General features: G+C 61.8%; 19 protein-coding genes. 6 read left to right on the top strand and 13 right to left on the bottom strand.

Features of this window, described 5'->3' with window-relative positions; genetic code table 11:
- Positions 1–371 precede the first annotated feature (371 nt).
- Positions 372–3458 (top strand): Hint domain-containing protein, encoded by a 3087-nt coding sequence (locus C6W91_RS03985; protein ID WP_370570446.1) that lies wholly within the window; start codon positions 372–374, stop codon positions 3456–3458.
- A 153-nt stretch (positions 3459–3611) separates the two neighbouring features.
- Here C6W91_RS03985 and C6W91_RS03980 read toward each other — a convergent pair whose 3' ends face one another.
- The 7 genes from C6W91_RS03980 to C6W91_RS03950 all read right to left on the bottom strand — a co-directional run bounded on the left by C6W91_RS03980 (position 3612) and on the right by C6W91_RS03950 (position 12614).
- The gene (locus C6W91_RS03980) at positions 3612–4196 is read right to left on the bottom strand and encodes an NTP transferase domain-containing protein (RefSeq protein WP_274827987.1); all 585 of its coding nucleotides are present in this window, start codon (positions 4194–4196) and stop codon (positions 3612–3614) included.
- 144 nt (positions 4197–4340) lie between these two features.
- Positions 4341–6758 (bottom strand): FAD-dependent oxidoreductase, encoded by a 2418-nt coding sequence (locus C6W91_RS03975; RefSeq protein ID WP_274867546.1) that lies wholly within the window; start codon positions 6756–6758, stop codon positions 4341–4343.
- Positions 6759–6869: 111 nt separating this feature from the next.
- Complete coding sequence (locus tag C6W91_RS03970; RefSeq protein WP_274867545.1) at positions 6870–8492, bottom strand: hypothetical protein; 1623 nt, start codon at positions 8490–8492, stop codon at positions 6870–6872.
- A 58-nt stretch (positions 8493–8550) separates the two neighbouring features.
- Complete coding sequence (locus tag C6W91_RS03965) at positions 8551–9861, bottom strand: HlyC/CorC family transporter (RefSeq protein ID WP_065273411.1); 1311 nt, start codon at positions 9859–9861, stop codon at positions 8551–8553.
- Positions 9862–9951: 90 nt separating this feature from the next.
- Positions 9952–10911 (bottom strand): site-specific tyrosine recombinase XerD, encoded by a 960-nt coding sequence (locus tag C6W91_RS03960; protein ID WP_065273412.1) that lies wholly within the window; start codon positions 10909–10911, stop codon positions 9952–9954.
- A gap of 1 nt (position 10912) precedes the next feature.
- Positions 10913–12475, bottom strand: a complete 1563-nt coding sequence (locus C6W91_RS03955) for a hypothetical protein (RefSeq protein WP_370570445.1) — start codon at positions 12473–12475, stop codon at positions 10913–10915.
- Positions 12465–12614, bottom strand: coding sequence for a hypothetical protein (locus C6W91_RS03950; protein ID WP_197492328.1), 150 nt, complete (start codon positions 12612–12614; stop codon positions 12465–12467). Before C6W91_RS03950 ends, C6W91_RS03955 begins: the two co-directional genes overlap by 11 nt.
- A gap of 81 nt (positions 12615–12695) precedes the next feature.
- On the opposite strand from C6W91_RS03950, the gene C6W91_RS03945 reads away from it, so the two are divergent.
- Together C6W91_RS03945 and aroB are read left to right on the top strand one after the other, a co-directional pair.
- Positions 12696–13289, top strand: a complete 594-nt coding sequence (locus tag C6W91_RS03945) for a shikimate kinase (RefSeq protein ID WP_274867543.1) — start codon at positions 12696–12698, stop codon at positions 13287–13289.
- Positions 13289–14416 carry a 3-dehydroquinate synthase gene (aroB, locus tag C6W91_RS03940; RefSeq protein WP_274867542.1) on the top strand — a complete coding sequence of 376 codons (1128 nt, stop codon included), beginning with the start codon at positions 13289–13291 and terminating at the stop codon, positions 14414–14416. The genes C6W91_RS03945 and aroB overlap by 1 nt, the downstream gene beginning before the upstream one ends.
- A 58-nt stretch (positions 14417–14474) precedes the next feature.
- Here the strand turns inward: aroB and C6W91_RS03935 are convergent, their stop codons facing one another.
- Positions 14475–15554: a site-2 protease family protein gene (locus C6W91_RS03935; RefSeq protein ID WP_274867541.1), complete on the bottom strand. Its 1080-nt coding sequence runs from the start codon at positions 15552–15554 to the stop codon at positions 14475–14477.
- Positions 15555–15657: 103 nt separating this feature from the next.
- Positions 15658–16176: a single-stranded DNA-binding protein gene (locus tag C6W91_RS03930; protein WP_065273417.1), complete on the bottom strand. Its 519-nt coding sequence runs from the start codon at positions 16174–16176 to the stop codon at positions 15658–15660.
- 332 nt (positions 16177–16508) lie between these two features.
- Between C6W91_RS03930 and C6W91_RS03925 the strand changes: the two genes are divergently transcribed.
- The 3 genes from C6W91_RS03925 (at position 16509) to C6W91_RS03915 (ending at position 18936) form a co-directional block, all read left to right on the top strand.
- Positions 16509–17093: a lytic transglycosylase domain-containing protein gene (locus tag C6W91_RS03925; protein WP_274828146.1), complete on the top strand. Its 585-nt coding sequence runs from the start codon at positions 16509–16511 to the stop codon at positions 17091–17093.
- Positions 17094–17256: 163 nt separating this feature from the next.
- The gene (locus C6W91_RS03920) at positions 17257–17631 is read left to right on the top strand and encodes a hypothetical protein (protein ID WP_274836943.1); all 375 of its coding nucleotides are present in this window, start codon (positions 17257–17259) and stop codon (positions 17629–17631) included.
- Between the two features lie 135 nt (positions 17632–17766).
- Complete coding sequence (locus tag C6W91_RS03915) at positions 17767–18936, top strand: cytochrome-c peroxidase (RefSeq protein ID WP_274867540.1); 1170 nt, start codon at positions 17767–17769, stop codon at positions 18934–18936.
- 53 nt (positions 18937–18989) lie between these two features.
- Here the strand turns inward: C6W91_RS03915 and C6W91_RS03910 are convergent, their stop codons facing one another.
- From C6W91_RS03910 to C6W91_RS03895, 4 genes are all read right to left on the bottom strand, one after another.
- Positions 18990–21077 carry an ABC transporter ATP-binding protein gene (locus C6W91_RS03910; RefSeq protein WP_065273419.1) on the bottom strand — a complete coding sequence of 696 codons (2088 nt, stop codon included), beginning with the start codon at positions 21075–21077 and terminating at the stop codon, positions 18990–18992.
- A 4-nt stretch (positions 21078–21081) separates the two neighbouring features.
- Entirely contained in the window at positions 21082–22518 is a 1437-nt protein-coding gene (locus C6W91_RS03905) for an ABC transporter permease (protein WP_274827996.1), read from the bottom strand.
- A gap of 15 nt (positions 22519–22533) precedes the next feature.
- A complete protein-coding gene (locus C6W91_RS03900) occupies positions 22534–23580 on the bottom strand; it encodes an ABC transporter permease (RefSeq protein ID WP_065273421.1) in 1047 nt (348 codons plus the stop codon).
- A 137-nt stretch (positions 23581–23717) separates the two neighbouring features.
- Positions 23718–25388, bottom strand: a complete 1671-nt coding sequence (locus C6W91_RS03895) for an ABC transporter substrate-binding protein (protein WP_274867539.1) — start codon at positions 25386–25388, stop codon at positions 23718–23720.
- Positions 25389–25630: the final 242 nt, after the last annotated feature.

Here is a 25630-nt window from a genome sequence, read left to right as displayed (position 1 = left end):
TATCACCACTCCTTTTCGGAGCCGTGAATCATGCAGCGAGACCGAAATCAATGCATCCTGACCCTAGGGTAGTTTCGATTGAGCCCATCTGGGGGGGCTGTTTTTGAGTACGCCGAAATTCGGCACTGGGGTTCTGTTCGCTCTGGTATTTGCTGTCGTCTGCCTGGCAGTGAGTGTGTCGTTGAATGTGCATTGTTGACCTGCACGCCTTTCGGGCTGTGCGGAATACGGCGGCGGTAGAATAGGCCGCATCCCCCTACATGATCGGGTATTGGCGATGTCGGCAGATCTGTGCGGCATGGTTATTTGGTATTCGGTCGCTCCGGCGTCCAGAGTTTCTGGTGCGAGCGCGTGCCGAAGAGGAGAATGTGATGGCTGAGAATTTCGACAACCCGTATTCGGCAAATCTGATTGGTTTGTGGGACTTCCGCGAGGATTATACCACTGAGGACACCGGTCTGGGCGATGGCATCGCGCAGGATGGGACGGGGTCTCCCTCCACCACCTACGCTGGCGGCTGGATGCTCGGAAATGGCAGCAACACGCAATTCTCTGTCGATGGCAGCAATGATGGCCCCTTCGATCTGACCGAAGGCACCCTTATCAGCACCTTCCAGCCGAATGAGGTCCCGGCCTCTGACTCCCAAACCGTTGTCAGCCGCGGTCTGGAAACGTCGGGCGATGCCGATGGCGAGAATTTCGAAATCCGGGTCACCGCCGATGGGGCGGTCGAGGTCGCACATGCCGATGGCGGCGCTTCCGTGCTGCTGACGACGGACCCGGGCTTTTTCACCTATGGCGATGTGCTGACCGTGAAATACAGCTGGACCGATGGGGGCCAGACGATGGTGGTGGAAAACACCACTCAAGGCACGGTTGCTACCGCCGGGGATGATGTGGCTGGCCTGTCTTTGGATGTTACCGCCGACGGCGATGACAGTTTCTCCATCGGCGCCGCCGGGGACGGGTCTGCGTCCTTTAACGGTCTGATTGATTATGTGGCCGTGCTGGATGAAGACGTGATTGCCGGTGAGTTGGACGGAATTGTGGAAGGTGGAGCCACGGACGACCTGATCGACACGGCCTATACCGGTGATCCAGAAGGCGACCGGATCGACGCCGGTGATGCGATTAACCCGGCAGATGGCCCGGATGACGATCTGGTCAACGCCGCAGCCGGGGATGACACCGTTGAAGCGGGCGCCGGGGACGACACCGTGCATGGTGGCTCTGGGGCAGACAGCATTAGCGGGGGCGCAGGCGATGACGTGCTGGAGGGTGACACCGATGCGCCGGGCGCCGGTCCCAGCAGCCGCGAGGTGTTCCAGTGGGATCTGGCTCCGGACCCGGATGACGGTGGCGCCGTTGATCCGCAGGACGATCTGAGCGGCGGCTTTTCGCAGGATACAGGTTCGGTCACCGTGGACTTCTCCGTGCTGTCTCAGACCTCGGGTTCTGAGACGCTATTCAGCGACACCACGCAGTTTGTTGGCAATATCGACACCGATGGCAGTGCTGCCGATGCCAACAGTGGCATGGCGTCTGAACTGGACGGCGACGGTAACAACGCGGCCTATCAGCTCGACTTTTCTGACCCGGTTGGAAATGTTTCCTTCCGTATCAACGATATCGATGGCGATGGCTCGGTACAGGTCAGCGCATTTGACGCCGATGGAAACCCGGTAATCGTCAATCTCTCGGGCGGACCGGCGCTGACTTTGTCGGATGCGGATGCCGTACCGGGCGATGACAGCGCCGAGGTCAAGGTTGACGGCACCTATGCCAGCGATTTCGACCCGGACATTTCCCTATTGGTGACGATACCGGGGCCGGTATCTTCGATCGTGATCAGCCACACGCAGGATGGACATGACAACAGTGGCATCGACGTCTCCGACGTCTATTTCGATGCCACAGATCCCACCGCGCCGATCGTGCCGGGAAATGACACCATTGATGGCGGCGACGGCGATGATGTGATCATCGGCAATGGCGGGGACGACAGCCTGACCGGCGGTGACGGGTCTGACAGCGTCGATGGCGGCGACGGGGATGATGTCATCGACACCTCTGGCAACGAACCGACACCGCTGCCGGATCGCGGTTTCCCGGGCTACACCGGCACCACGCCGAACATTCCGCCGATCCCGGCGGACAGCGATCCCTATGATGACATGGATACCGTTGCGGGTGGCGCAGGCAATGACACCATCACCACTGGTGATGACGCCGACCTGATCTCCGGTGGCAGCGGTGATGACAGCATCGATGGTGGCATTGACGACGATACGGTCGATGGCGGCGCCGACAACGATATGATCATCGGCGGTGAGGGCTCTGACGTTCTGCTGGGGGGCGATGGGGACGATACCCTTTATGGCGGTCTTGATCCGGCCTTCCCGGATGGGCTCAACATCATGGACGATGGCGCTGATGGGCGCCCCGTTGATCCTGATCCGACCAATGGCATGGACACCATCGAAGGCGGTGCTGGCAACGATCTGATCTACGGCCAGGACGACGACGATGTCATTTCCGGTGGTGAGGGCGACGACACCATTGATGCGGGGATCGATGACGACGAGGTGACCGGCGGCACCGGCAACGACGTGATCACCGGCGGCCATGGGGCCGACACGCTGAGTGGCGGCGCCGACCGCGACTTGTTCATCGGTGCATCCTATGGCGATGTGGTCGATGGTGGCTCGACTGGCGATGACTATGACACGCTGGATCTGACCGGTCAGAACTTTGAAATCACCAGCCGCACGCTGGACGCCGATGGCAACAGCTATTCGGGCACCATCAACCTGCTGGATGGCGCGGACTCCGTGATTGGATCCATGACCTACAGCGAGATCGAGCGGATCATTCCCTGTTTCACGCCGGGCACCCTGATCGCGACCCCTGATGGAGAGCGCAAGGTCGAGGATCTGCAGGCGGGCGACCGGGTGATCACCCGTGACAACGGCATTCAGGAAATCCGCTGGATCGGAGCCCGTAGCCTGACCGAAGCCGAACTGAAGGACGCCGCGCATCTGCAACCGGTGTTGATCCGTCAGGGTGCGCTTGGCAATGGTCTGCCGGAGCGCGACATGATGGTCAGTCCGAACCACCGGATTCTGGTCGCCAACGACAAAACGGCGCTTTATTTCGAGGACCGCGAGGTTCTGGTCGCGGCGAAGCATCTGACCGGCCTTGAAGGGGTGGACGTGGTGGAAACCACTGCGGTGACCTACATCCACTTCATGTTCGACCAGCACGAGGTGGTTCTGTCGGATGGTGCCTGGACCGAAAGCTTCCAGCCCGGTGATCTGACCCTGCGTGGTCTGGATGGGGATCAGCGCAACGAGGTGCTGGAACTGTTCCCCGAATTGCAGACTGTCGAGGGCCGCGAGGCCTATACGTCAGCGCGCCGGTCGTTGAAGAAACACGAAGCGCGGCTGCTGGTTCACTGAACGGTCCGTCCGTAGCACCGGGGGGAAGCTGCGGAAGAGGACCCGTGAACCACTGCAGACCGAGGCTTCGGGGGAGGGGCAGGGCCGCTGGGTCCTGCCTTTCTTGTTATCAGGTGGTCTTTCGGATTGGGGTAGGCGTCCGAGGGTAGGCCTTCAAACCCGCGCGGCACGCCAGGCGGCCCAGGCTTCGGGCGTGTCCAGATCCGTTGTCGCATGGCGGGCGGGCAGGGCGATGTATTGTACCTTGTCCTGCTTCAGCAGCACACGGGCGCCCTGATCGCCGGTGATCGCCTCAAGATCCGCAAAACAGCGTTTGGGGAAGAGCACCGGATGCCCGGACTGGCCGTCCTCGGCCGTGGCGCGCAGAATCGGGCCATCGCCGCCATGGAAATGCGCTGCCATGTGCATCAGGTCCTGCGTTTCCAGCTCGGGCATGTCTGCGGGCACGATCATCACCCCTTCGGTCGTCTCCGGCAGGGCTGTCACTCCGCGCCGGATCGAGGCGGCCATGCCCTCATCCGCGTCCGGTACCGGGACGGGCGTTGCCGTACCGGTCAGACCGGTGCGCGGGTGTGCTTCATTCGGGACGGTAACATAGACCGGCAATCCGGTCAGCGCCGCGCGGCGGCACATCAGAGCGAGCAGGGGCTGGCCTTCCACATCTTCGCTCAGCTTGTCGCGCCCAGCCATACGGGACGACGCGCCTGCCGCAAGCAGAAGGATAGCAATGTTGGACATGGAACGTTCCCCCGTGGCTGCTCTGTCACCTGCCAGCCGTTTGGGGATCTTGTGGGCATTGTGCCCATAAAGCCAGAGATTTCTGGCGCCTGCGTCACCCCCGCCCGGGAACAGGCGGAGGCGAAATGCGTTTCAGAGCGCCAGTCAGCCGCGCATGCGGGCGCCGTCGGCGTCGAACAGCGGCGTGGTGATCAGGCGGGCCTTGTGCATCTTGCCGAGAATTTCGATCTCGGCCTCCAGCCCTTCGGCCACCTTGTCGGTCGGTACGAACCCTTGCGCGATGGATTTCCCGGCGTGATGCGAATAGCCGCCCGAAGTGCAGAAGCCGACAACCGTGCCATCCAGCCAGAGCGGTTCATAGGCGGTGACATCGGCGTCATCCGCATCAACCTCAAAGGCGCAGAGCTTGCGCGCAGGACCCGCATCGCGTTCTGCCTCGGCAGCAGCGCGGCCAATGAAGTCCACGTCCTTCTTAAAGGAGATGAAGCGGTCCAGCCCGGTTTCGGCAGCGGTGTAGTCGGGGGAGAATTCCCGCAGCCAGGCGCCAAAGAATTTATCCAGACGTAGCGACATCATGGCCCGCATGCCGAAGGGCTTCATGCCATGGGGCTGGCCCGCCTCCCACAACACATTCCACAGGGCACGTTGGCTGGGCAGATCGCAGTAGATCTCATAGCCGAGGTCACCTGTGTAGCTGACCCGCTGCACCACGCAGTCTGCCATGCCGACGCTCATCCGGCGCACGTCCAGGAATTTCATGTCGGAAATATCCTGTCGCGTGCAGGCCTGCAGCACCTCGCGCGCCTTTGGGCCAGCAATCTGGAAGCCGTTGACCCGGTCCGAGATATTCTCGACGTGGACGCCTTCCTGTGCGTTCTGCTGGAACCAGCGCATATGATAGGCCTGCGCGCCGTAGGATGCGGTCAGCTGATAGGTTTCCTGATCCAGACAGGAGATGGTGAAATCGCCGATCAGACGTCCCTTGTGCGACAGCATCGGCGTCAGGCTGATCCGGCCCGGCTTCGGCACCCGGCCGGCCATGACACGGTCCAGCCAGGCGCGGGCATTGGGGCCGGTGACGCGGTATTTGCCGAAGTTATGCACCTCGTTGATCCCAACCGCTTCGCGCACGGCCTTGACCTCACGCGCGGTGGCGTCGAAGGCGTTGGAGCGGCGGAAAGAGGGCGTCTCGTAGCGCGGCTCACCCTCTGCGGCGAAGTAGTTCACCACTTCCATGCCGTATTGCTGGCCCCAGACCGCGCCCATCTTGTCGAAGATATCGTACATCGGCGTGGTGCGGAAAGGACGCGCGGCGGGCAGTTCCTCGTTCGGGTAGGAGACGGAGAACCGGGTCTGGTAGTTTTCGATCACTTTGGGGCGGGTATAGCCCGGCGTGATCCAGTCGCCGTAACGGGCACAGTCCATGGCAAAAGTATCGCGTTCGCATTCACCTTCGACCATCCATTGCGCCAGCATCAGGCCAACACCTCCGCCCTGGCTGAAGCCTGCCATGACGGCGCAGGCGGACCAGTAGTTGCGCATGCCGGGCACGGGGCCGACCAGCGGGTTGCCGTCGGGGGCAAAGGTGAAGGGACCGTGGATCACCGATTTCACCCCGGCGCGCTCCAGCGCGGGGAAGCGGCGATAGGCAAAGGCGATGCTGTCCTCGATCTTGTCGAAATTGTCGGGCAGCAGTTCGTGGCCAAAGTTCCACGGCGTGCCATCCACCGCCCAGGGTTTGCAGGGTTGTTCATAGAAACCAATACAAAGGCCACGGCCCTCCTGGCGCAGGTAGCTTTCGCCGGCCGGGTCCATGACGTGCGGGTGCTCGCCACCCGCGTCGATAATGGCCGCGATTTCAGGCACTTCGTCGGTGACGATATATTGGTGCTCCATCGGGTGCAGCGGGAAATAAACCCCGGCCATCGCGCCCACTTCGCGCGCCCAAAGTCCGCCTGCGTTGACTACGTGTTCGGCGTGGATGGTACCCTTTTCGGTGACCACGTCCCAGGTACCATCGGGGCGCTGGTTGGTCTCGATCACCTTGCAATGGGTCTCGATGGTGGCGCCGCCCATGCGTGCCGCCTTGGCATAGGCGTGGGTGGTGCCCGATGGGTCGAGGTGCCCGTCGAGCGGATCGTAAAGCGCGCCAAGGATGCCGTCGGTATTGGTGACCTCCGACAGTTTCTTCACTTCTTCGGGGCCGATGATGTCGGTCTCAAGCCCCATGAAGCGGTGCTTGGCCCGCTCGGCCTTCAGCATGTCAAAGCGTTCCTGGTTGTCGGCCAGGGTAATGCCGCCGACGTGGTGCAAGCCACAGGACATGCCGGTGATCTCTTCCAGCTCGCGGTAGAGTTTGATGGTATAGCCCTGAAGCGCCGCCATATTGGTGTCGCCATTGAGCGTGTGAAAGCCGCCTGCCGCGTGCCACGTCGAACCCGAGGTCAGCTCGGACCGTTCGATCAGCATGACGTCGGACCAGCCCAGTTTGGTCAGGTGATAAAGGACTGAACAGCCGACGACTCCGCCGCCGATGACTGCCACGCGCGTTGTGGTCTTCATAATTGTGCTCCCTGGCGTTCTGCGTTTCGGCTATTCTGGACAGAAGTGAACAGTAGTCCAGTGAAAAAGCGACATATCATGTCGCTGGCAGATCGGAGGAGAGGGGAACTGTCAGTCTTCGCTGCGGAAACGGCTGTTCTGGATGATGACAATGGCGATCAGCGGCGCGACGAGCGTCAGCACGGCAACGGTGATCAACAATGGCCCGAGCTGAGTGTAATCGGCGGCGGTGACGACGGTACCATCGGCATCTGTGACCTCGCGCGTGACCACGAAGATCTGGTTGAGGTACTTGGTGCCAAGGCTGGAAGCCGAAAGCGCCAGATTGGTGAAGGAGGCCATCACCGCAAAGAAGGTCGCCTTCAGCCCCGAGGGCGCGTTGCGGGCAATCCATGCCAGCATCGGGATCATCGACACCTGTCCCAGCGGCGATTCCACGGCCGTGTCCACCAGTGCGATGAAACGGGCATCCACGACCCCACCGGTCATCGCCGAGGTCCATTCATGGACACCGTAGTAAAGCGCCAGATTCGGCAGGCTCAGCAGGGCCTCGCTGCATGTCAGGAAAATCACGATCCAGGCAATCGTGTGGTTGGCCATCATTGGCCGCAGAACGATCATGCCGACCAGTGTCAGCAGCGAAGCGATCAGCGACAGCACCGAAAAGAACTGAGGATCAAAACCCAGAACGTCGATTTCGAACCAACTGGCCCCGGGGCCACTGAGGGGCTTGGCGCGGTACACGAAAATGATGATCGCGGTGCCAATCAGCGCGCGGGCCTGGGCTGGCGTCAACACCGCGATCAACTGGCGCATCAGCAGCAGGACGATGGCCATGGATCCGGCAAAGATGATTTCCTGCCCATAGGCCAGATCGCTGAGTCCGACGCTGAGCGACAGCGCAACAAAGGCGCCGCCGCCAATGAAATACCACCAGTTCACATCTACCGGATCGCGCGGCGGATCGAGCCGGGCGCGGATCTCGGGCTGTGGCAGTCCGGCGCGGCGCAGATCGGCAGTCCTGCGCAAGCGCTGCACAAGGGCAAGCGCGACCCCGGACAGGGACAGCACCGGCACCAGCAGCGCCAGAGTATAGACATGGGCGTAAAGCGCGCCCTTTTCGGCTTGTGGCAGGGCTTCGGCGCCTTCGAACAACAGCACGTTCAGCGCGGCCGCCGCGCTGGAGCCGCCGATCAGGGCGATACGGCCCAGGGTTTGCATGGTTGTGTGCAGTGCGCGGGTTTCTTCTTCGGCTAGCAACGTGCCGTCGGCATCCCGGTGCGGAACCGCCTCGACAGACATGGCATCGGCGACCACGTCCTGCAGCACAAAACCGCAGGGCGCCAGAATGATTGCGGTTACATACCAGGCATTGACCGGCATGATCGCCTGCATAACCTCGGGCAGGGTCAACAATGCCACGATGATCCCATAGCTTGACGCCATCAACGCCGCACCCAGAAGGATCAGCAGGTATTTCCAGCGCCAGATCAGGTCGACCAGATGCCCGATGGGCATTTTCAGCGCCCAGGGAATACCCACCCAAAAGCTGAGCCCGGCGAGGAAGGCCGCGGGCAGATCCAGATATTCCTTGACGTAAAAGGCCCCGGCAACCGAGGTGATGCCCTGCGCCCCATAGGCGAAATAGATCAACAGAGGCGGCAGGAACGACCAGCGCATCTGCCGGGACAGATCCACGAAGATACTGTCGATCCACCGCCACGCCCGGGTCATGGGCTGCGTCCGGTCCGGGAGGCGGGGCTATCGCCTCCGTTTCTGCGTTGGCTCTGGGTCATGTCAGCGGGCGCACCTTCAGGTCGGTGATCCGGTTGCCTTCACGGCCAGTCACCTCGAACCGGAAGCCATGGAAGGAAAACACCTGTCCAACGGTGGGGATCATCTGGGCCTCATGGATCACAAGACCGGCGATGGTGTTCGCCTCATCATCGGGCAGGTTCCATTCGGTGGCGCGGTTGAGATCGCGAATAGTCGTGGCGCCCTCCACGAGGAAATTGCCGTCCTGGGTCTTCTTGGCAAGGGATTGCTCCGCCGGGTCGAATTCATCGGTGATCTCGCCGACGATTTCCTCAAGGATGTCCTCAAGCGTGATGAGACCTTGCAAGGCACCATATTCGTCCACCACCAGGGCGAAATGACTGCGCATGCGCAGGAACTGGCGCATCTGGTCGTCCAGCGTGGTGGTTTCCGGTACAAAGTAGGGCGGTTTCGCGACCGAGGTGATCTGGAAGTTGCGCAACGCCGCGGCATCGCCATCCGGCCCTCCGATCTGGGCATACATATCGCGCAGCAGGTCCTTGGCATGCACCACGCCGATGATGTTTTCCTGCTCATCCTTGAACACCGGCAGACGGGTATGGGGTGAGGTCAGGCATTGCTCCAGAATGACCTCTGGGTCGGAATTGGCGTCGATCATCTCGATATGGGAACGGTGCAGCATGATCTCTTCGACAAAGCGGTCGGACAGATCCAGCGCGCCGAGGATACGGTCACGGTCCTCTTTTTCCACAACGCCTTCGGAATGGCCCAGTTGCAGGGCACCTGCGATTTCTTCGCGCACTGCCATGATGTGGCTGTCCGGGTCGATCTGAACTCCGAAGAGGCGCAGCACGCCGCGCACCAGCAGCCGCACTGCACCGACGACCGGCGCCAGTATGGTCACCAGAAAGCCAATCACCGGGGCTACGGCAGATGCGGCCTTTTCGGCGTTGGAAATCGCGTATGTCTTGGGCAGAACCTCGGCAAAGATAAGAACCAGCAGAGTCATGACCAGGGTTGCCAGTGCAACGCCGCCTTCGCCGAATGCGCGGGTGAACAGCGCTGTCGCCAGTGAGGTCGCCAGGATATTGACGAGGTTGTTGCCCAGCAGAACCGAGCCGATCAGCCGCTCGCTGTCCTCGGTTACGGCCAAGGCGCTGCGGGCGCCGCGTGCGCCCTTGTCGGCCTGGGTGCGCAGCTTCCCGCGCGAGGCGGCGGTTAGGGCTGTTTCTGAGCCAGAGAAGAAGGCCGAAAGAACGAGCAGCAGAGCAATGGATCCGGCGCTAAGCCAGAATGCGCTGTCCAGAGTGGTCGGATCGGTTTCCATGTCGGGTCCAGTTTATCAGAAGGATTTTGTATGGTTATGGGCGTCCTGCCGGTTTCGTTCAAGGGGCAGGGCGCTTCCGTGCGGCGCGGCTTATTCTTTGTCGCCAGGGCCCTTGTTGCGGGACAGGGGGTGGTGCTGCAGGACCAGCTCGCTCAGCCGGGCATCCAGCACATGGGTATAGATCTCGGTCGTGGCGATATCGGCGTGGCCCAGCAGCGCCTGAATGGCGCGCAGATCGGCGCCATTGGCCAGCAGATGGGTGGCAAAGGCATGGCGCAGCGTGTGCGGCGTCACCTTTTGCGGCGACACGCCACCGGTGACGGCAAATTCCTTGATCAACAGGTAGAACCGGTGCCGGGTCAGGTGCCCTTCCTTGCCGCGCGAGGGGAACAGAAACCGTGAGGCGGGCTTGCCCTGTTTTTCAACCTCGGCAGCGGCGGCATCGCGGGCTTGCAGCCATTCGGCCAGCGCATCGCGGGCCGGGGGCGACAGGGGTACCATGCGTTCCTTGCCGCCCTTGCCCAGAACCAGCAGCATGCGCGGATCGCCCCGGGCGGCGCTGACCGGCAGCGAGACCAGTTCGCTCACCCGCATGCCGGTGGCATAGAGCAACTCCATCAGGCAGGTGTTGCGCAGCCGGTCGTCGGGTGTGCGGCCAGTCTGACGCGCGGCCTCTAGCAGGCGGTCGACTTCGGTCACCTCCAGCGTCTTTGGCAGGGATTTGCTGCGCCCCGGCCCTTTGATCTGAATGGCGGGATTGTCTGTGCGCCAGCCTTCTTCGAAGGCAAAGCGATAGATCTGCCGGATCGCGGAGAGACGCCGCGCGCGGGTGGCGCGAGAGAGGCCCTCGGCGTCGCAGGCAATCAGGTAGGATTCGATGTCATCCTGACTGGCCGCGCCAAAGGAAATACCGCGCCGGGCCATCCAGCCCGCCAGATCCTTCAGATCGCGGCCATAGGCCAAAAGCGTATTGCGCGCCGCCCCGAGATCCGCTGCCTGAGCATCAAGGAAGGTCGCGATCCATTGCAGATCATCGCGCGGGGCATCCATATCAGTGCCTGACGAGCAGCAAGAGCTGAAGGGCCGCCCGGCGCGCGGTATCCTCAAGCCCCATCGCCCGTAGTGCAACCAGCGCGGCGCTGAGATCGCCCAGGTTGCCGTCGGCGCCATGGGCAAAGAGTTCCATGGTCTGCAAGATCGCTTCGCCCAGCTGGCCGTTGTCCAGAAGGCGGGCGAGGGAAACAGGCATTTCTGCGTCGGTTGCGAAGCCGGTCGCGATGGAGGCCGCCAGATCGGAAGGGGGCTGCACCTCTGCTGGGCGGCCTTGTGCCAAAGCAGCCAGAAACAGATCTTCGGCGGAGCGCGACGGCGGATTATGCGCTGCGAGTTCATAGCTTCGCGCCAAGAGCCGGATACGCCAGGCCAATTCGGCGGCCTCTCCCTGCAGGCGTGCGCGGCCCAGATCGTCGGCAAAAAGATCGGCAAAGGCGACTTCGATCCGGGAGGCCTGCGCGGCCTCCCAGGCAGACTGAAGGGCGTCATCCAGTGCCGTAGATGTGCCCGGATCGCTCCGATTGCCGCGCAGCGCGGTTTCAAAGGTCTGCAGGGCGCGGACCCGGTCCCAGATACCGCCGGAGGCGGCAGGTTTGCGTTCGGTGAACAGGCCAAGCAGTTGGTTTGGGTTTAGCGCCCCGACACGGGTCAACCGCTCTGCCGCCTCAAGCTGGGCCTTCCAACCGGCAATGTCGCGCAGATCGGCAGCGGCAAAGGCGCGCGGCAAGGGCGCCGTCGGTTGCCGTTCTCCGATGGTTTCAAACAGGCGGAAGGTCAGGGGATCAGGATTGTCTGGCGCCGGAAGCGGTGCGGCTCCTTCGAAGATATCCGGATTTAGGAACCGGTCGAGCAAGGCCAGCGCCGGTGGATCCAGCAGCTCCAGCGCATGGGCGGATTCCAGCATTAGCGCCGCGGTCGGCCAGTCGCCGCGCCGGGCCGCGCAAAAGATCCGCGCGCTGTAATCTGGCGCCAGATAGGGTGCAGCGGTCAGGGCGGCGCAGGCGCGGTCCTCATCCCCGGTCAGGAGCGTGCTGTCGAACCAGCGGTCGAATCGCGCGCGTGTTTCCGACGGTCCAGCCTGTTCGGCCAGCGCCTGTGCCGGGTCGATGGCACCGAGGTCGATCAGCCGGTCGAGGCGGGCCAGCAGAATGGCGTCATCGCCGCCGGGCAAGGGGCGGCTCTCTGATAGAATGACAGTGAACAGCAGCGACTGCATCGCCGGGCTGTTATGCACCGGCACGTCGCGCAGCAGCCGTGCAATGTCCTGCGGAGCGCTGCCGCGCCAAAGGTCGATTGGCAGCCCGGTGGCAGAGGGCGTCACCAATCCGATCGGGGGCAACAGCGCCTCAAGCGGGGTTACCGAGATTTCCGGCCGCGCGGCGCTTCCCGCGGTTGGCGGCTCCAGCAGCACTGTATCCGGCAATACCTGGCTTTGGGTTTGTCCCAGCCAGTCGATCACCGTCAGCGGTTCCTCCGCCAGTGGCGGAGAGGCGCCCGCAGCGCCCGCAAATATCGCCGCAACGGCAAGGGCCAGAGGTCCTGAAGAACGCCTAGTCGGCATGCAGGACCACCGGTTTGCGGATCTCCTCTGTCGGGGCGCTGAAATCAGCGCCGAACCACGGGCCGACATAGGCGTATCCCACCAGGCCGATCGCGGCCAGAACAACTATATAAAATAGATATTTGATCAAACTTGCCATTGCGTCCCTGCTGCCTGCTTCTTTGTGTTTTGCTCAAGTTATATATGGCCTTTTCGGCAATATCACGTCATTCACTGAAGAATGAGCGAAAAAGAGCAAACCGAAGAAACTGTGACCGTCGGACCGACACCGGGAAGGCTGAAAAAGACGATCGTCATGGTTGGGATGATGGGCGCGGGCAAGACCGCTGTGGGCCGGGCGCTGGCTGCCCGGCTGAATGTGCCGTTTCTTGATAGCGACCATGAAATCGAAGCTGCAGCCAATATGTCTATCCCGGAGATCTTCTCGCGCGATGGGGAGCCGTTTTTCCGGCTTAAAGAACGTCAGGTCATCGCCCGCTTGCTCGAAGAAGAGCGCGGTGTGCTGTCGACCGGGGGCGGCGCCTTTCTGTCCGAAGAGAATCGCACACTGATCACCGAAGGCGGTGTGTCGGTCTGGCTGCAGGCGGATCTAGAGGTTCTTTGGAACCGGGTGCGCCACCGGGACAGTCGCCCTTTGTTGCGTACCAGTGATCCCAAGGCGACCCTGCGCGATCTTTATGACGCGCGGGTGCCATTTTATGAAAAGGCCGACCTGACGGTGAAATCCGATGGTCAGGCTTCGATTGAAACAATGGTCGACCGGGTGCTTGAGGCCCTGAAGCAGCGGCCAGACGTATTGGAATGGACGAAATAATGCAGCGCACAGTTCACGTACCCCTTGGCGAGCGCGCCTATGATGTGGTGATCGGCCCCGGCCTGTTGAAGGAGGCGGGCAAGCGGATCAAACCGCTGCTGAACCGCCCCCGGGTTGCGGTTCTGACCGACGAAAACGTGGCGGCCAGGCACCTTGATACCCTGCGGGCCGGACTGGCGGCGGAAGGCATCGAAATGGATGCGCTGGCCTTGCCGCCCGGCGAAGGTACCAAAGCCTGGCCGCAGTTCTCGCGCGCGGTCGAATGGCTGCTGGAGTCGCAGGTGGAACGCTCTGACATCGTGATTGCCCTTGGCGGTGGTGTGATCGGGGATCTGGCAGGGTTTGCTGCAGCCGTCCTGCGGCGCGGCGTGCGTTTCGTGCAGATCCCGACCTCCCTGCTGGCGCAGGTCGACAGCTCTGTTGGTGGCAAGACCGGCATCAACGCGCCGCAGGGCAAGAACCTGATCGGCGCTTTTCACCAGCCCTCGCTGGTGCTGGCGGATACCGAGGTTCTGGGCACGCTGACCGCGCGGGATTTCCTGTCCGGCTATGGCGAGGTGGTGAAATACGGTCTGCTGGGCGATGCTGCGTTCTTTGACTGGCTCGAAGAACACGGCCCGACACTGGCGGCGGGCGATATGGCGGCCCGGGTCGAAGCGGTGGCCCGCTCGGTCCAGATGAAGGCCGATATCGTCGTGCGCGATGAGACCGAACAGGGCGATCGCGCTTTGCTGAACCTTGGCCATACATTCTGCCACGCGCTGGAGGCAGCGACCGGTTATTCCGACCGTCTGATGCACGGCGAGGGCGTTGCCATCGGCTGCGCGCTTGCGTTTGAGCTGTCCTCGCGTCTGGGGCTGTGCAGTCAGGAAGACCCCAGCCGGGTCCGCGCCCATCTGAAGGCGATGGGAATGAAGGCGGATCTGTCGGATATTCCCGGCGATCTGCCCGGCGCGGCGGCGCTGCTGGAGCTGATGGGGCAGGACAAGAAGGTGGTCGCAGGCCAGCTGCGGTTCGTTCTGGCGCGCGGCATTGGCAAGGCCTTCGTGACGGCAGATGTGCCGCGCGAGACGGTGCTGGCCGTGCTGGAGGATGCGCTGGCCCTGCGTCAGGTCGAACGGGCGTAACCATTCCGGGGAATGGGGGCTGTTGGCCCCCGTCCTGTTACAGGTCGTCTGCCTATGGCTAGCGGCCTTTCACTACCATCATCTCCCCGATGTTCTCCGAGGTGATATAGCCTGCAAGAGCGCCTGTTTTTGTCGTGACGACAACGGCAGGCGCGCCCTTGTGCAGGGCGTCGAGAACGGTCTCCAGCCCGGCAGTCAGCGGGACCGAGGGGATATCATTTGTCATCAGCATGGAAACCGCCTTCATGCGCGGTGTTTCTGCGGCGATGGCGGCGAACAGATCGCCGCGCGTCATAAAACCCAGCGGGCGGCCGGTGGCATCCAGAACCGGGAACTCATGCTGGGTGGTGCGGATGACTGCGGCAGAGGCCGTCTCCAGCGTGTCCTCAGGGCGCAGCGCCTCGAAACTGGTGATCATGGCATCGCGGGCCATGAACCGCTTGGTCACGGCGCGCATCGCCACGTCCTGATTTTCTGCATTGGCGGCAATGAAGACAAAGCCCGCCACCAGCACCAATACCGGGTTGCCAGAGGTGAGGCCGAGATATGCCAGCCCCATGGCGGCGATCTGCCCGGCGATGGCGGCGATGCGGGTCGCCTTGACCCGGTCCATCTTCAGGCACAGCGCAGCACGCAGCACCCGGCCGCCATCCATCGGAAAGGCGGGGATCAGGTTGAAGACTGCAAGGATCAGGTTCACCAATGCCAGACGGCCCAGGAAATTCCAGCCGGAAAACTCCTGCGCCGGATCTGCCAGGCTCGCCAGATCCCAGCGGCCCGCACCAATCACCACCAGAATGGCCCAGATCGCAATGTTGACGGCAGGCCCGGCAAAGGCCACAGCGATCTCGTGCCAGGGGTTGGACGGCATCCGTTCCAACCGTGCCAGACCGCCGATGGGCAACAGGGTGATGTCGGGGGTAGCAATGCCGTAGCGCCGCGCCATCAGCGCATGGCCGAATTCGTGGGCCAGAACACAGGCAAACAGCGCCAGCACGAAAACGGTGTTCTCGACGGCGCCCGGCAGGCCCTGTTCGCTGTAGGCAGATAGCCCGATCCACCCCAGAAGAAGGAAGAAGGTGACATGAACTCTGACCTCTGAGCCAAAGAGGCGGCCGAGAGAAAAAGACCATGTCATCGCGTCATTCCTTTTGCAGCCTTTGCGGATCGGGCAAGGATCATAAGAAGGATATCACCGAGGCTGTATCGCCAGGGTGATATCACGCGTCAGAACCGTTAGATCAGAACGGGATCTCGTCGTCGTCGATATTGTGCGAGGGGCCACCCTGACCGCCGCCGCCAAAGCCACCGCCCTGGGGTCCGCTGTCGTAGCCACCGCCGCCACCGCCATATCCGCCGCCGCCACCATAGCTGCCGCCACCCTGGCCGCCGCCACCGCCGCCTTCACCGCGGCCATCCAGCATGGTCAGGGTGGAGCCAAAGCCCTGCAGGACGACTTCGGTGGAATAACGGTCCTGACCGTTCTGATCCTGCCATTTGCGTGTTTGCAGCTGGCCTTCGATATAGACCTTGGAGCCCTTGCGCAGGTATTGCTCGCAGACGCGCACCAGACCTTCGTTGAAGACGGCAACGCTGTGCCATTCGGTCTTTTCGCGGCGTTCACCGGTGTTGCGGTCTTTCCAGGTTTCAGAGGTGGCGATGCGCAGGTTGCACACCTTGCCGCCGTTCTGAAAGGTCCGCACCTCTGGGTCGCGGCCCAGGTTACCGATGAGGATGACTTTGTTGACTGAGCCGGCCATTTGGTCCTGTCCTTGTTCTTATTGGATGTTCTTGTCTGTGGATGGGCATCTGGTGTCAGAACCGAATCTGAGCGCGCCCGGATTTTGGGCCACAGTACAGACCCGCAAGCTCTGATGAAAGCAACCTTCTTGGCCGCGGGGCGGGGGCTTTCGCGGGTTTCCGGTCGGGCAACCTCCCACCAGAATCTGTTCGCCGCACGCTGACGCTTTCAATTTAGTTAAGATCCGCTATAGTCCCGCCGGTCGGAAAACGGATCGCGACGGTAACAGAGTTGAGGGCCGCTATGTTTGGGCAAGCCACGTTTAAGACCGCTTTGATCAATGTCTATGCAATGAACGCTCGTGGCCTTGCCGCGGCTGCCGGGGTTTCGCTATTGGCGACTGGCGCTACCGCCGACATGTTCTCGACCAAGAACCAGCGCAGCCTGTTCGCCGCCCATACCAAGGTTCTGGATGGCCGTGCGGCGCAACAATATGAGAACTCCAGCCGTCTGTTGCCGCGGTCCTCATTTGAAACGGGCCAGTATGGCAGTCTGCCCTATACCGGCAAATACCGTGGGAAATTCATGACCATGGCGCGCGCTGCAGCGCGCAAACACGGCGTGCCCGAGGATCTGTTTCTGCGTCTGGTGCAACAGGAAAGCAACTGGAACCCCGGCGCGAAATCCCACAAAGGCGCGCTGGGGCTGGCGCAGCTGATGCCGCAGACCGCCCGGTCGCTGGGGGTGGATCCCGCTGTCCCGCAGGAAAACCTGGAAGGCGGCGCGCGGTACCTGGCGCGCCAATTCCGTAAGTTCGGCTCCTGGCGCTTGGCACTGGCTGCATATAACGCAGGCCCCGAGGCAGTCCAGAAACACGGCGGCGTGCCGCCTTACCGTGAAACCCAGGCCTATGTAAAAACGATCTGGGGCGGCTGACCGCTTACGAAACGCCTTGAACCGTGCCCGTTTGGGGCGGCCCGGATCACGACCGTGTTAACGCCTCGGTAAACTTGGTAAATGCCGCGTTAACTTCTTTTCTCCGCCACGAAGCTGCCCGAATTCCCCCTGAAAAAAGCGAGCAGTTTCAGGAGGATTTGCCGTGACAGCCTACAGTTTTGATGATCGCCTTGACCGTATGCACTGGACCCCGTCGGCGGGTCCCAGCCGCGAGATCGTCGACAGCGTCCTTGGCGCGCGGCAGCGTGCCGGCGCCCGCAGTGTCGGTGTTACCCTTGCCGGGGCCATCGTGGGAATACTGATTGGCTTTGGCCTGATCGGCATGTCCTTCGAACAGTCGCCCTGGGGGCCGGGCAGCGGTGCTGTCGGTCTCGTGTTTGGTACCCTGTCGCTGGCCGGTCTGGCCCTGTCGGTCACGCTGGCCTTGTTCGCGGCGTGGAAAAGCAAACGTTTCCCGCGCTTGATGCAGTTCGCCTCGATGAACCTTCTGATGATCGTTGTTCTGTTGCTGAGTTAACCAGTATCGGCCCGCCCCATGATCGGGGCGGGCTTTTTCCTAGTTTTATTGTCGGGAATTGCGCTCGATCAAGGTCGGGGCTATAGCTGTCGGGTACTTCGCGTGGGGACTGCCCCGGATCCAAAGGCCCTGATGATGACGATTTCTCCTTTCTGGCGCATGGGCGCCGCTGCCCGTTGCCTTGCCTTGTTGGTCGTCGCGGCATCACCGCATACTGCATTGGCCGAGGATGCAGAGCTGACGCCGGTTGAGGCCTTGGGAGAGGCTCTGTTTCACGATCCGATCTTGTCGCAGAACCGCACTCAGTCCTGTGCCAGTTGTCATGATGCCGAATATGGCTTCACCGATCCACGCCGTTCTGCCGATGGTGCGTTTTCGCTGGGGGATGACGGGCACTCGCTGGGCGACCGCAACGCGCCAAGCGCGGCTTACGCGGCCTTCACGCCGCCGTTTCACCAGAAGGAAGACGGAAGCTGGGCCGGTGGGATGTTCTGGGACGGGCGCGCCCGGGATCTGGCAGAGCAGGCCGCGGGGCCGCCGCTGAACCCGATCGAGATGGGGCTAAGTGATAAGGCGCAGCTCGTCGCGCGCCTGAAGGAAGAGCCGGACTATGTCACAGCCTTTCAGCAGAACTTCGGCGCGGATGTCCTGAAGGATCCGGAGGCCGGGTATGCGGCGATGACCGAGGCGCTGGCGGTCTACGAGAGAACCGCCATCTTTGCGCCGTTCGACAGTAAATACGACCGTTTCCTGCGCGGTGAGGTTCAGCTCAGCAAGGAAGAAGAATTGGGCCGGATCCTTTTCTTCTCGGAGCAGTTCACCAATTGCAACCAGTGCCACCAGCTGAAGCGCAGCGCGATGGATCCGCAGGAGACCTTCACCAACTACAGCTACCACAATATCGGCGTGCCTGAGAATGTTCTGGGGCGGGCCGAGAACGGCGTTGCCGCCGGTACCATTGACGACGGGCTGCTTGCCAACCCGGCGGTCACTGATCCGGCAGAACGGGGCAAGTTCAAGACGCCGGGACTGCGAAACGTGGCGGTGACCGGCCCCTATATGCACAACGGGGTGTTTCAGGAGCTGCGCACGGTGATTGCCTTTTACAATCGCTACAACAGCAAATCGGACGCCGCGCAGATCAATCCCGAAACCGGAAAACCTTGGGGGCCGCCGCCGGTTGCAGGCACCTTGTCGACCACCGAGCTCACCCACGGGCCTGCGCTGGATGACCGGCGCATTGACGCCTTGGTTGCGTTTCTGAAAACGCTGACCGATCAGCGCTACGAAGAGTATCTGGAATAGAAAGGGCGCCCGCGTGATGAACGCGGGCGCCGCTTTGGGTGTGATCAGAGTGGCTACTCGGCCGCGATCTTGATGACCGGGTTCATCCGTTCAAGGATCTCATCGCTGAGGTGGCATTTGATCTGATGCCCGCCCTGCATGTCGCGCACCGGGGGGACCTCGCGTTCACAGAGACCGCCCGGAACTTCGCTCTTCCAGCGACAGCGGGTCTGGAACGGACAGCCTGATGGCGGGTTCATCGCTGACGGGATGTCGCCTTCGAGAACGATATGCTCCTTTTCCACCGATGTATCGGCGATGGGAACCGCGCTCAGCAGGGCCTCTGTATAGGGGTGATAGGGTGGCGAGAAGACCTGATCGGTCGTCCCCAGCTCCACCACATGGCCGAGATACATCACCATCACCCGGTCGCTGAGATAGCGCACGATGGACAGGTCGTGGCTGATGAACAGCAGCGTCGTCTTCTCGTTGCGCTGGATCTCCATCAGAAGATCGGTCACCGCCGCCTGCACCGACACATCCAGTGCCGAGACGGGTTCATCCGCCACAACGATGCGTGCACCGCCAGCAAAGGCGCGGGCGATGCCGACACGCTGCTTTTGCCCGCCGGACAGCTGCCGCGGCATGCGGTCGGCAAAGGCGCGTGGCAGTTTCACCAGATCCAGCAGCTCCAGCATCCTCTGCTTGCGCTCCGCGTCGTTGTCACCGATGCCAAAGATTTCCAGCGCCCGGGTGATCTGCCGTCCGACGGTCATCGACGGGTTCAGCGTATCAAAGGGGTTCTGGAACACCATCTGCACGTCCGAAATCGTCTTGGTGTTGCGTTCTTCGATCGGGGTCTGTTCGATGTTCTGGCCATCCATCAGGATATCCCCGTCGGTGGCGGTTTCGAGCCCCATCAGCACCTTGGCAAAAGTGGATTTGCCACACCCCGATTCCCCGACGATGGCCAGCGTTTCGGATTCGCGGGCCTCGAAGCTGAGCGTTTCATTGGCCTTCACCACTTTCTTGGCGCCACCACCGAACAGGGCATTCGCGGCCACCTCGTAATATTTCTTGAGCTTGTCGATCTTGAGGACAACCTCACCCGGGGCGGTCTTTTCCTTCTTGTCGGCCACGGTGATCGGCGCGTTCCAGTCGATTTCCTGGAACTTCAGGCACCGCGTGGCGTGGCGGTCATTGCCGGGCACATCGGCCATGGCAATGTCGCCCGCATCGCAGCGGCCCGCTTCGAAATAATCGCAGCGCGGACCGAAGTTGCAGCCCGGCGGGCGTTCGTGCGGCAGGGGGAAGTTGCCCGGAATCGCCACCAGCGGGCGCGCGTTCTTGTCGGCACCCGGCAGCGGGATCGAGCGGAACAGCGCCTGCGTATAGGGATGCTGCATCTCGTCAAAGACGTCTTCGATACTGCCGCGCTCCACTGCTTCGCCGGAGTACATCACGCAGAGCCGGTCACAGGTTTCCAGGACAAGGCCAAGGTTGTGCGAGATGAACAGCATCGAGGTGCCGTATTTCTTGCCCAGATCCTTGACCAGTTCAACCACGGCGGCCTCCACCGTGACGTCAAGGGCGGTGGTGGGCTCATCCAGGATCAGCAGTGCCGGTTTCGACATCAGCGCCATGGCGATGACGATCCGCTGCTGCTGGCCGCCCGACAGCTGGTGCGGATAGCTGTTCAGCATCCGCTCCGGGTCGGGCAGGCGCACGTCGGTGACAACTTCAAGGGCGCGCTTGTAGGCTTCCTCTTCGCTGACGCCCTCGTGGATCATCGGCACTTCCATCAGCTGTTTGCCGATTTTCATCGCCGGGTTAAGGCTGGCCATCGGTTCTTGATAGATCATCGCGATCTCGTTACCGCGGATGTCGCGCAACTCCTCGACGCTCATCTCTCCCAGGTCGCGGCCCTTGAACTTGATCGAGCCGCCAACGATGCGGCCGTTCTTGCCAAGGTCCTGCATCACCCCAAGGGCGACGGTGGATTTACCGCAGCCGGATTCGCCCACAAGGCCAACCGCCTCGCCGGGCATCACGGAGACGGAAAAATCCATCACCGCCGGGATTTCGCGCAGCCGCGTGAAGAAGGAGATCGACAGGCGGTCGATTTCCAGGATCGGGCCATCGGTTTGCTCAAGCTTGCTCATGTCATCAATCCCTCAGGCTTTCTTCGCGCAGACCATCGGCCAGCAGGTTCAGACCCAGCACCAAACTCAGCAGAGCGATGGCGGGGGGCAGGGCCGGGTGCAGGTAGATCGACAAGAGCTTGCGCCCTTCGTTGATGGTCGATCCCCAGTCCGGGCTTTCGGGCGGCAGGCCAAGGCCGAAGAAACCCAGAGTCCCGAGAAGGATGGTCGTGTAACCAATGCGCAGGCAAAAATCGACGATCAGCGGCCCGCGTGCGTTCGGCAGAACCTCCCACAGCATGATGTACCAGGGACGCTCACCCCGGGTCTGCGCGGCGGCCACGTAATCGCGGGTCTTGATGTCCATCGTCAGGCCCCGCACGATGCGGAACACGGTGGGTGAGTTCACGAAGACCACCGAGACAAAGACCACAAGGATACCGCCCGGAATGTCGAACAGATCCACCGGCCAGAAGTCGATCTTGGACCCCTTGGCATTGATCAGCGACATGTAAAGGATGAACAGCGGCGCGAGAACGACAGCTAGGATGATGAAGTTCTTCTTGGGCTGCGTCCGGTAGCGGGCGTTCAGCAGCACCCCGAAGAACACCATCGGGAAAGCAAAGAGCACCACTGCCATATATTGTGGCAGGCCGGTTTCGACGATCTCGGGGGTTACCATCAGGTAGAACAGCAGGATCACCGGGAAGGCCAGAATCAGGTTGGCGAGGAAGGACAGGAAGGTGTCCAGTTTGCCGCCATAGTATCCGGCCGGCAGCCCTAGGGTGATCCCCACCATGAAGGCAAAGGTCGTCGCGAGCGGGGCAATTTTCACCACCTCCCAGGAGCCTTTGACCATCCGGCTGAAGACATCCCGCGCCAGGTTGTCACCGCCAAGGAGATACCATTGGAATTCACCTTCTTCGGCGCCGCGCAGGGGCGTGCCGGGGGCTTTGTTTTTCATGCCCGACGCCTGCGACAGCGCATCATGGGTGGCCAGCATGTCAAAGGCCGCAAAAAAGCCGGTGAAGACCCAGAACATGACAAGGCCAAAGCCGATCATGCCGATGGGGCTGTCAAACAGCTTGCCATAAAGGCCAAGACGCCGCTTGAAGGTGATGGAAACGGCATAAAGCACCACAAGGGCGATCCAGACCGGCAGCATCTGCTGCGACAGGGCGCCGATGATGCCCGCGCCGGTGCCCATCACGAGGCCAAGCAGCAGATAGGCCAGAAGGATGACGGCCGAGGCCAGAAAGGTGAGGCGCACAGCCAGCGCGGCAAGGCCCTGCGGCCCGGCCGACAGGCTGAGCGTACCGCCTGCGTTGGTAATGGCGCGTTCCTCGGGGGTGACCGCGCCGATGATGATCCAAAGAAGGATCGAGATTGCCAGTAGTCCCAAAGCCGCAAAAAGAAGCGGGTTGAGAAAGGCGATTGATCCGGTCCAGCTGAGTGGTTCCATAGTCTTTCTCCGTCTTCAGGAAATGCGAATGCGTGGGTTGAGGTAGACGTAGCCGATGTCCGAGATCAGCTGCGTGATCAACACCACGAGAACTGAGACGACCGAGACGCCCAGCAGCAGTTCGATATCGTTGTTGCCAGCGGCTTGTACCAGCGTCCAGCCAAAGCCCTTGTAGTTGAACAGGGTCTCAACGATCACCACGCCGTTCAGGAGCCAGGGGAACTGCAGCATGATCACGGTGAAAGGCGCGATCAGCGCGTTGCGCAGGGCATGTTTCATGACGATCTTGGGAAAGCTCACCCCTTTGAGCCGTGCGGTGCGGATATATTGCGCCGTCATCACCTCGGTCATCGAGGCGCGGGTCATGCGTGCGATATAGCCCATGCCATAAAGGGCGATAGTCAGAACCGGCAGCAGGAAGTTTTCGATGTTGGGGCTTTCCATCGCGCTGGTCGCGGTGCCCTTGAACCATTTGAGGCCGACGGCAGAGGAGGAGAAAATAGCGATAAACAGGACGCCGGAAACATATTCGGGCGTCGCCGTGGTGGTGATGGCAAAGGTCGACAGTGTTCGGTCGGTGGCAGAGCCTTCCTTCATGCCCGCCAGAACGCCAAGGATCAGCGCCGAGGGCACCATGACCAGCATCACCCAGAACATCAGCGTGCCCGTCAGCGACAGGCGGGTGGCGATGATGGAACTGACCTCATCCTTGAACACCGTGGAATAACCCCAATAGCCCTGCAGGATGCCGCAGAACTGCGGGGCCTCGGCTGGGTCCATGCCCGGAGTGATGCAGCGGCCGGTGATGGTGCCATCCTCAGCCGTGTGCTGGTAAGATGGCGCGAGGCCGATCCATTCCATGTATTTCTTTGGCGTGGATTGCAGGTAACCGCCCTTTTCAAGCCAGCTGGCCACGGCTTCGTCCGACATGCGGAAGTTGCCCTGGGTCTTGGCGAGTTTTTCAAGGTTCGGATAGAGGTTTGTCATGAAGAACACGACAAAGGTCAGACAAAGCGCCGTCAGGATCATGACCCCGACGCGTCTGAGGATAAACAGTCCCATGGATGCCCCCATTGGTGGCTATGCGCCCGGTTCAATGCCGCTGCGCTTTTGCTAGGCGCGGATGCGCCCTGTCTTTTGGCTGTGCTACGGGTCCAGCGGAAACGGGCCGCGCGATGCGCGGCCCGTGCAGGTCCAGGTCAGGCTTTGAGAGCCCACTTGTAAAGCTGGGGCAGGTCCGCAATGTGCTTGTCGACACCGACCAGGGTATCCCGGTGGTGACGCATGGCGGTGCGCCAGTAAGGCTGGATGGTGACGCCTTCGTCGATCATGATGGCTTGCAGTTTGCCCATCACTTCGCGGCGCTTGTCGGCATCTGCGATCGAGTTGGCCTCGGCCAGCAGCGCGTCGAACTCGGCATTTGCAAAGCCGCTTTCGTTCCAGGCCTCGCCCGAGCGATAGGCCAGTGCCAGAACCTGAGTGCCCAGCGGGCGGTGGTTCCAGTTGGTCGAGGAGAAGGGATATTTCACCCAGTCGTTCCAGAAGGTGGAACCGGGCAGGATGGTCCGCTTCACGTTGATGCCTGCATCGCGCAGCTGGGCTGCCACCGCATCGGTGGTGTTGCGGCGCCAGTCATCGTCGATCGACAGCAGCTCGTGCTCGTAATCGCCCATGCCTGCTTCGTCCATCAGGGCCTTGGCCTTGGCGGGGTCATAGGGGATACGGGTGACGCTGGGGTCGTGCTCCGGGTGCATCGGGCCGACGTGGCAGTTGTCTGCCGGGATGCCGTAGCCGGACATGCCCAGTTCAAGGCAGACGTTGTTGTCGACTGCCATGGCCAGGGCCTGGCGCACGCGCTTGTCAGCATAGGGCTTCATGCCATCGACTTCGGCCAGCTGGTTCGGGCGGATGACGATGGTAAAGCCGGAGGGGATTTCCGAGCGGGTCAGGCCGATGCTGTCGAAGATGTCGACATATTCACCGACCGACTCCCAGTTCATGTCGATTTCTTCGGCCTCGAAGGCGGCCAGGAAGGCGGCCGGATCGGTGCCGTAGTCGATGAACTCGATGCGGTCCAGATGGCCGCCCTTGCCAGCGGCGTAGCCCCACCACTCGTGGTCCTCGTTGCGCACCAACACACCCTTGACGCCGACTTCCATGCTCTCGGGCAGCATGTAACCGGTACCAATCGGGTTCTCCAGCATGGTTGCGGCGTCATGGCTGGCATGGGTGATGGCTGCGGGATAGTCCGCCATGCCGGGGATGATGGTAATGTCCGGCGTGTTGGTCTTCAGCATCACGGTGTGGCTGTCCACCACGGTGATGGCGCCATCTGCGGCCTTGCCAGTGGCTTCGTCGATCAGCGATGCCATGCGGCCTGCCATCGAGTTGCCTTCGACGCTCTTGTCGCACCAGCCGGTGATGTTGCGGGCCACGTCCTCGGCAGTGAAATCGTCGCCGTTGTTCCACTTCACGCCCTTGCGGACGTTCAGGGTGTATTCGGTCGCATCGGCATTGGCGCTCCAGCTTTCCAGCAGCATCGGGCCGAAAGAGCCGTCGCTGTTGTACTCGACCAGATACTCCAGCCAGCCAGCGGTGAAGGTTGCGATCTGCGTCCAGTCAAAAGTGCGCGGATCCTTGAGCGCACGGACCTCCATCTGCATACGCAGGGTGCCACCCTTCTGGGCATGTGCAGCGGCCTGCACCGGGGTCTCCAGACCGATCAGCCCGTAGGCAGCAGCGGCGCTGACGCCCAGTGCGGTGGAGCGGGCCAGGAATTCACGGCGGCTCAGTTTGCCGTTTTTGACTTCCTCGGCATGCATCTGGGCGGCCCAGTGGATCGGCGCGCCGGTGGTGGTATCGTTGTTCATACGGATCTCCCTGTTTGCACCAACAGGACGCTTGGCCCTGCCTCGAGGTGGCGATGGTATGTCCGGATTGCGGTCCGGAAAGGTGCTATTTTTGAATTTCGCCGTCTCACGCACCTATTCGGCCTCATAAGGCGGCTTAGGTCAATGCACAGATTCGGCGGAATACGGCAGAAAAGCGACCTTTTTTGCGTCGTTTTCGTATATTCGCGGTGGGTCGCGCCACAGGACTGGGCAGAAGTGCC

Source organism: Phaeobacter sp. SYSU ZJ3003, assembly GCF_041300735.1.
Classification (GTDB): domain Bacteria; phylum Pseudomonadota; class Alphaproteobacteria; order Rhodobacterales; family Rhodobacteraceae; genus Phycobacter; species Phycobacter gallaeciensis_A.
Note: the sequence above shows the minus strand (reverse complement) of the source record. Positions and strands in the feature narration are given on the sequence as shown.

Coding starts and splice junctions, on each gene's coding strand:
- C6W91_RS03895 (WP_274867539.1), bottom strand. CDS start 25,388: ATGAACAACGATACCACCACCGGCGCGCCGATCCACTGGGCCGCCCAG.
- C6W91_RS03925 (WP_274828146.1), top strand. CDS start 16,509: ATGAACGCTCGTGGCCTTGCCGCGGCTGCCGGGGTTTCGCTATTGGCG.
- C6W91_RS03910 (WP_065273419.1), bottom strand. CDS start 21,077: ATGAGCAAGCTTGAGCAAACCGATGGCCCGATCCTGGAAATCGACCGC.
- C6W91_RS03900 (WP_065273421.1), bottom strand. CDS start 23,580: ATGGGACTGTTTATCCTCAGACGCGTCGGGGTCATGATCCTGACGGCG.
- C6W91_RS03975 (WP_274867546.1), bottom strand. CDS start 6,758: ATGAAGACCACAACGCGCGTGGCAGTCATCGGCGGCGGAGTCGTCGGC.
- C6W91_RS03970 (WP_274867545.1), bottom strand. CDS start 8,492: ATGACCCGGGCGTGGCGGTGGATCGACAGTATCTTCGTGGATCTGTCC.
- C6W91_RS03930 (WP_065273417.1), bottom strand. CDS start 16,176: ATGGCCGGCTCAGTCAACAAAGTCATCCTCATCGGTAACCTGGGCCGC.
- C6W91_RS03955 (WP_370570445.1), bottom strand. CDS start 12,475: ATGCCGACTAGGCGTTCTTCAGGACCTCTGGCCCTTGCCGTTGCGGCG.
- C6W91_RS03960 (WP_065273412.1), bottom strand. CDS start 10,911: ATGGATGCCCCGCGCGATGATCTGCAATGGATCGCGACCTTCCTTGAT.
- C6W91_RS03985 (WP_370570446.1), top strand. CDS start 372: ATGGCTGAGAATTTCGACAACCCGTATTCGGCAAATCTGATTGGTTTG.
- C6W91_RS03905 (WP_274827996.1), bottom strand. CDS start 22,518: ATGGAACCACTCAGCTGGACCGGATCAATCGCCTTTCTCAACCCGCTT.
- C6W91_RS03935 (WP_274867541.1), bottom strand. CDS start 15,554: ATGACATGGTCTTTTTCTCTCGGCCGCCTCTTTGGCTCAGAGGTCAGA.
- C6W91_RS03950 (WP_197492328.1), bottom strand. CDS start 12,614: ATGGCAAGTTTGATCAAATATCTATTTTATATAGTTGTTCTGGCCGCG.
- C6W91_RS03915 (WP_274867540.1), top strand. CDS start 17,767: ATGACGATTTCTCCTTTCTGGCGCATGGGCGCCGCTGCCCGTTGCCTT.
- C6W91_RS03980 (WP_274827987.1), bottom strand. CDS start 4,196: ATGTCCAACATTGCTATCCTTCTGCTTGCGGCAGGCGCGTCGTCCCGT.
- C6W91_RS03945 (WP_274867543.1), top strand. CDS start 12,696: ATGAGCGAAAAAGAGCAAACCGAAGAAACTGTGACCGTCGGACCGACA.
- aroB (WP_274867542.1), top strand. CDS start 13,289: ATGCAGCGCACAGTTCACGTACCCCTTGGCGAGCGCGCCTATGATGTG.
- C6W91_RS03965 (WP_065273411.1), bottom strand. CDS start 9,861: ATGGAAACCGATCCGACCACTCTGGACAGCGCATTCTGGCTTAGCGCC.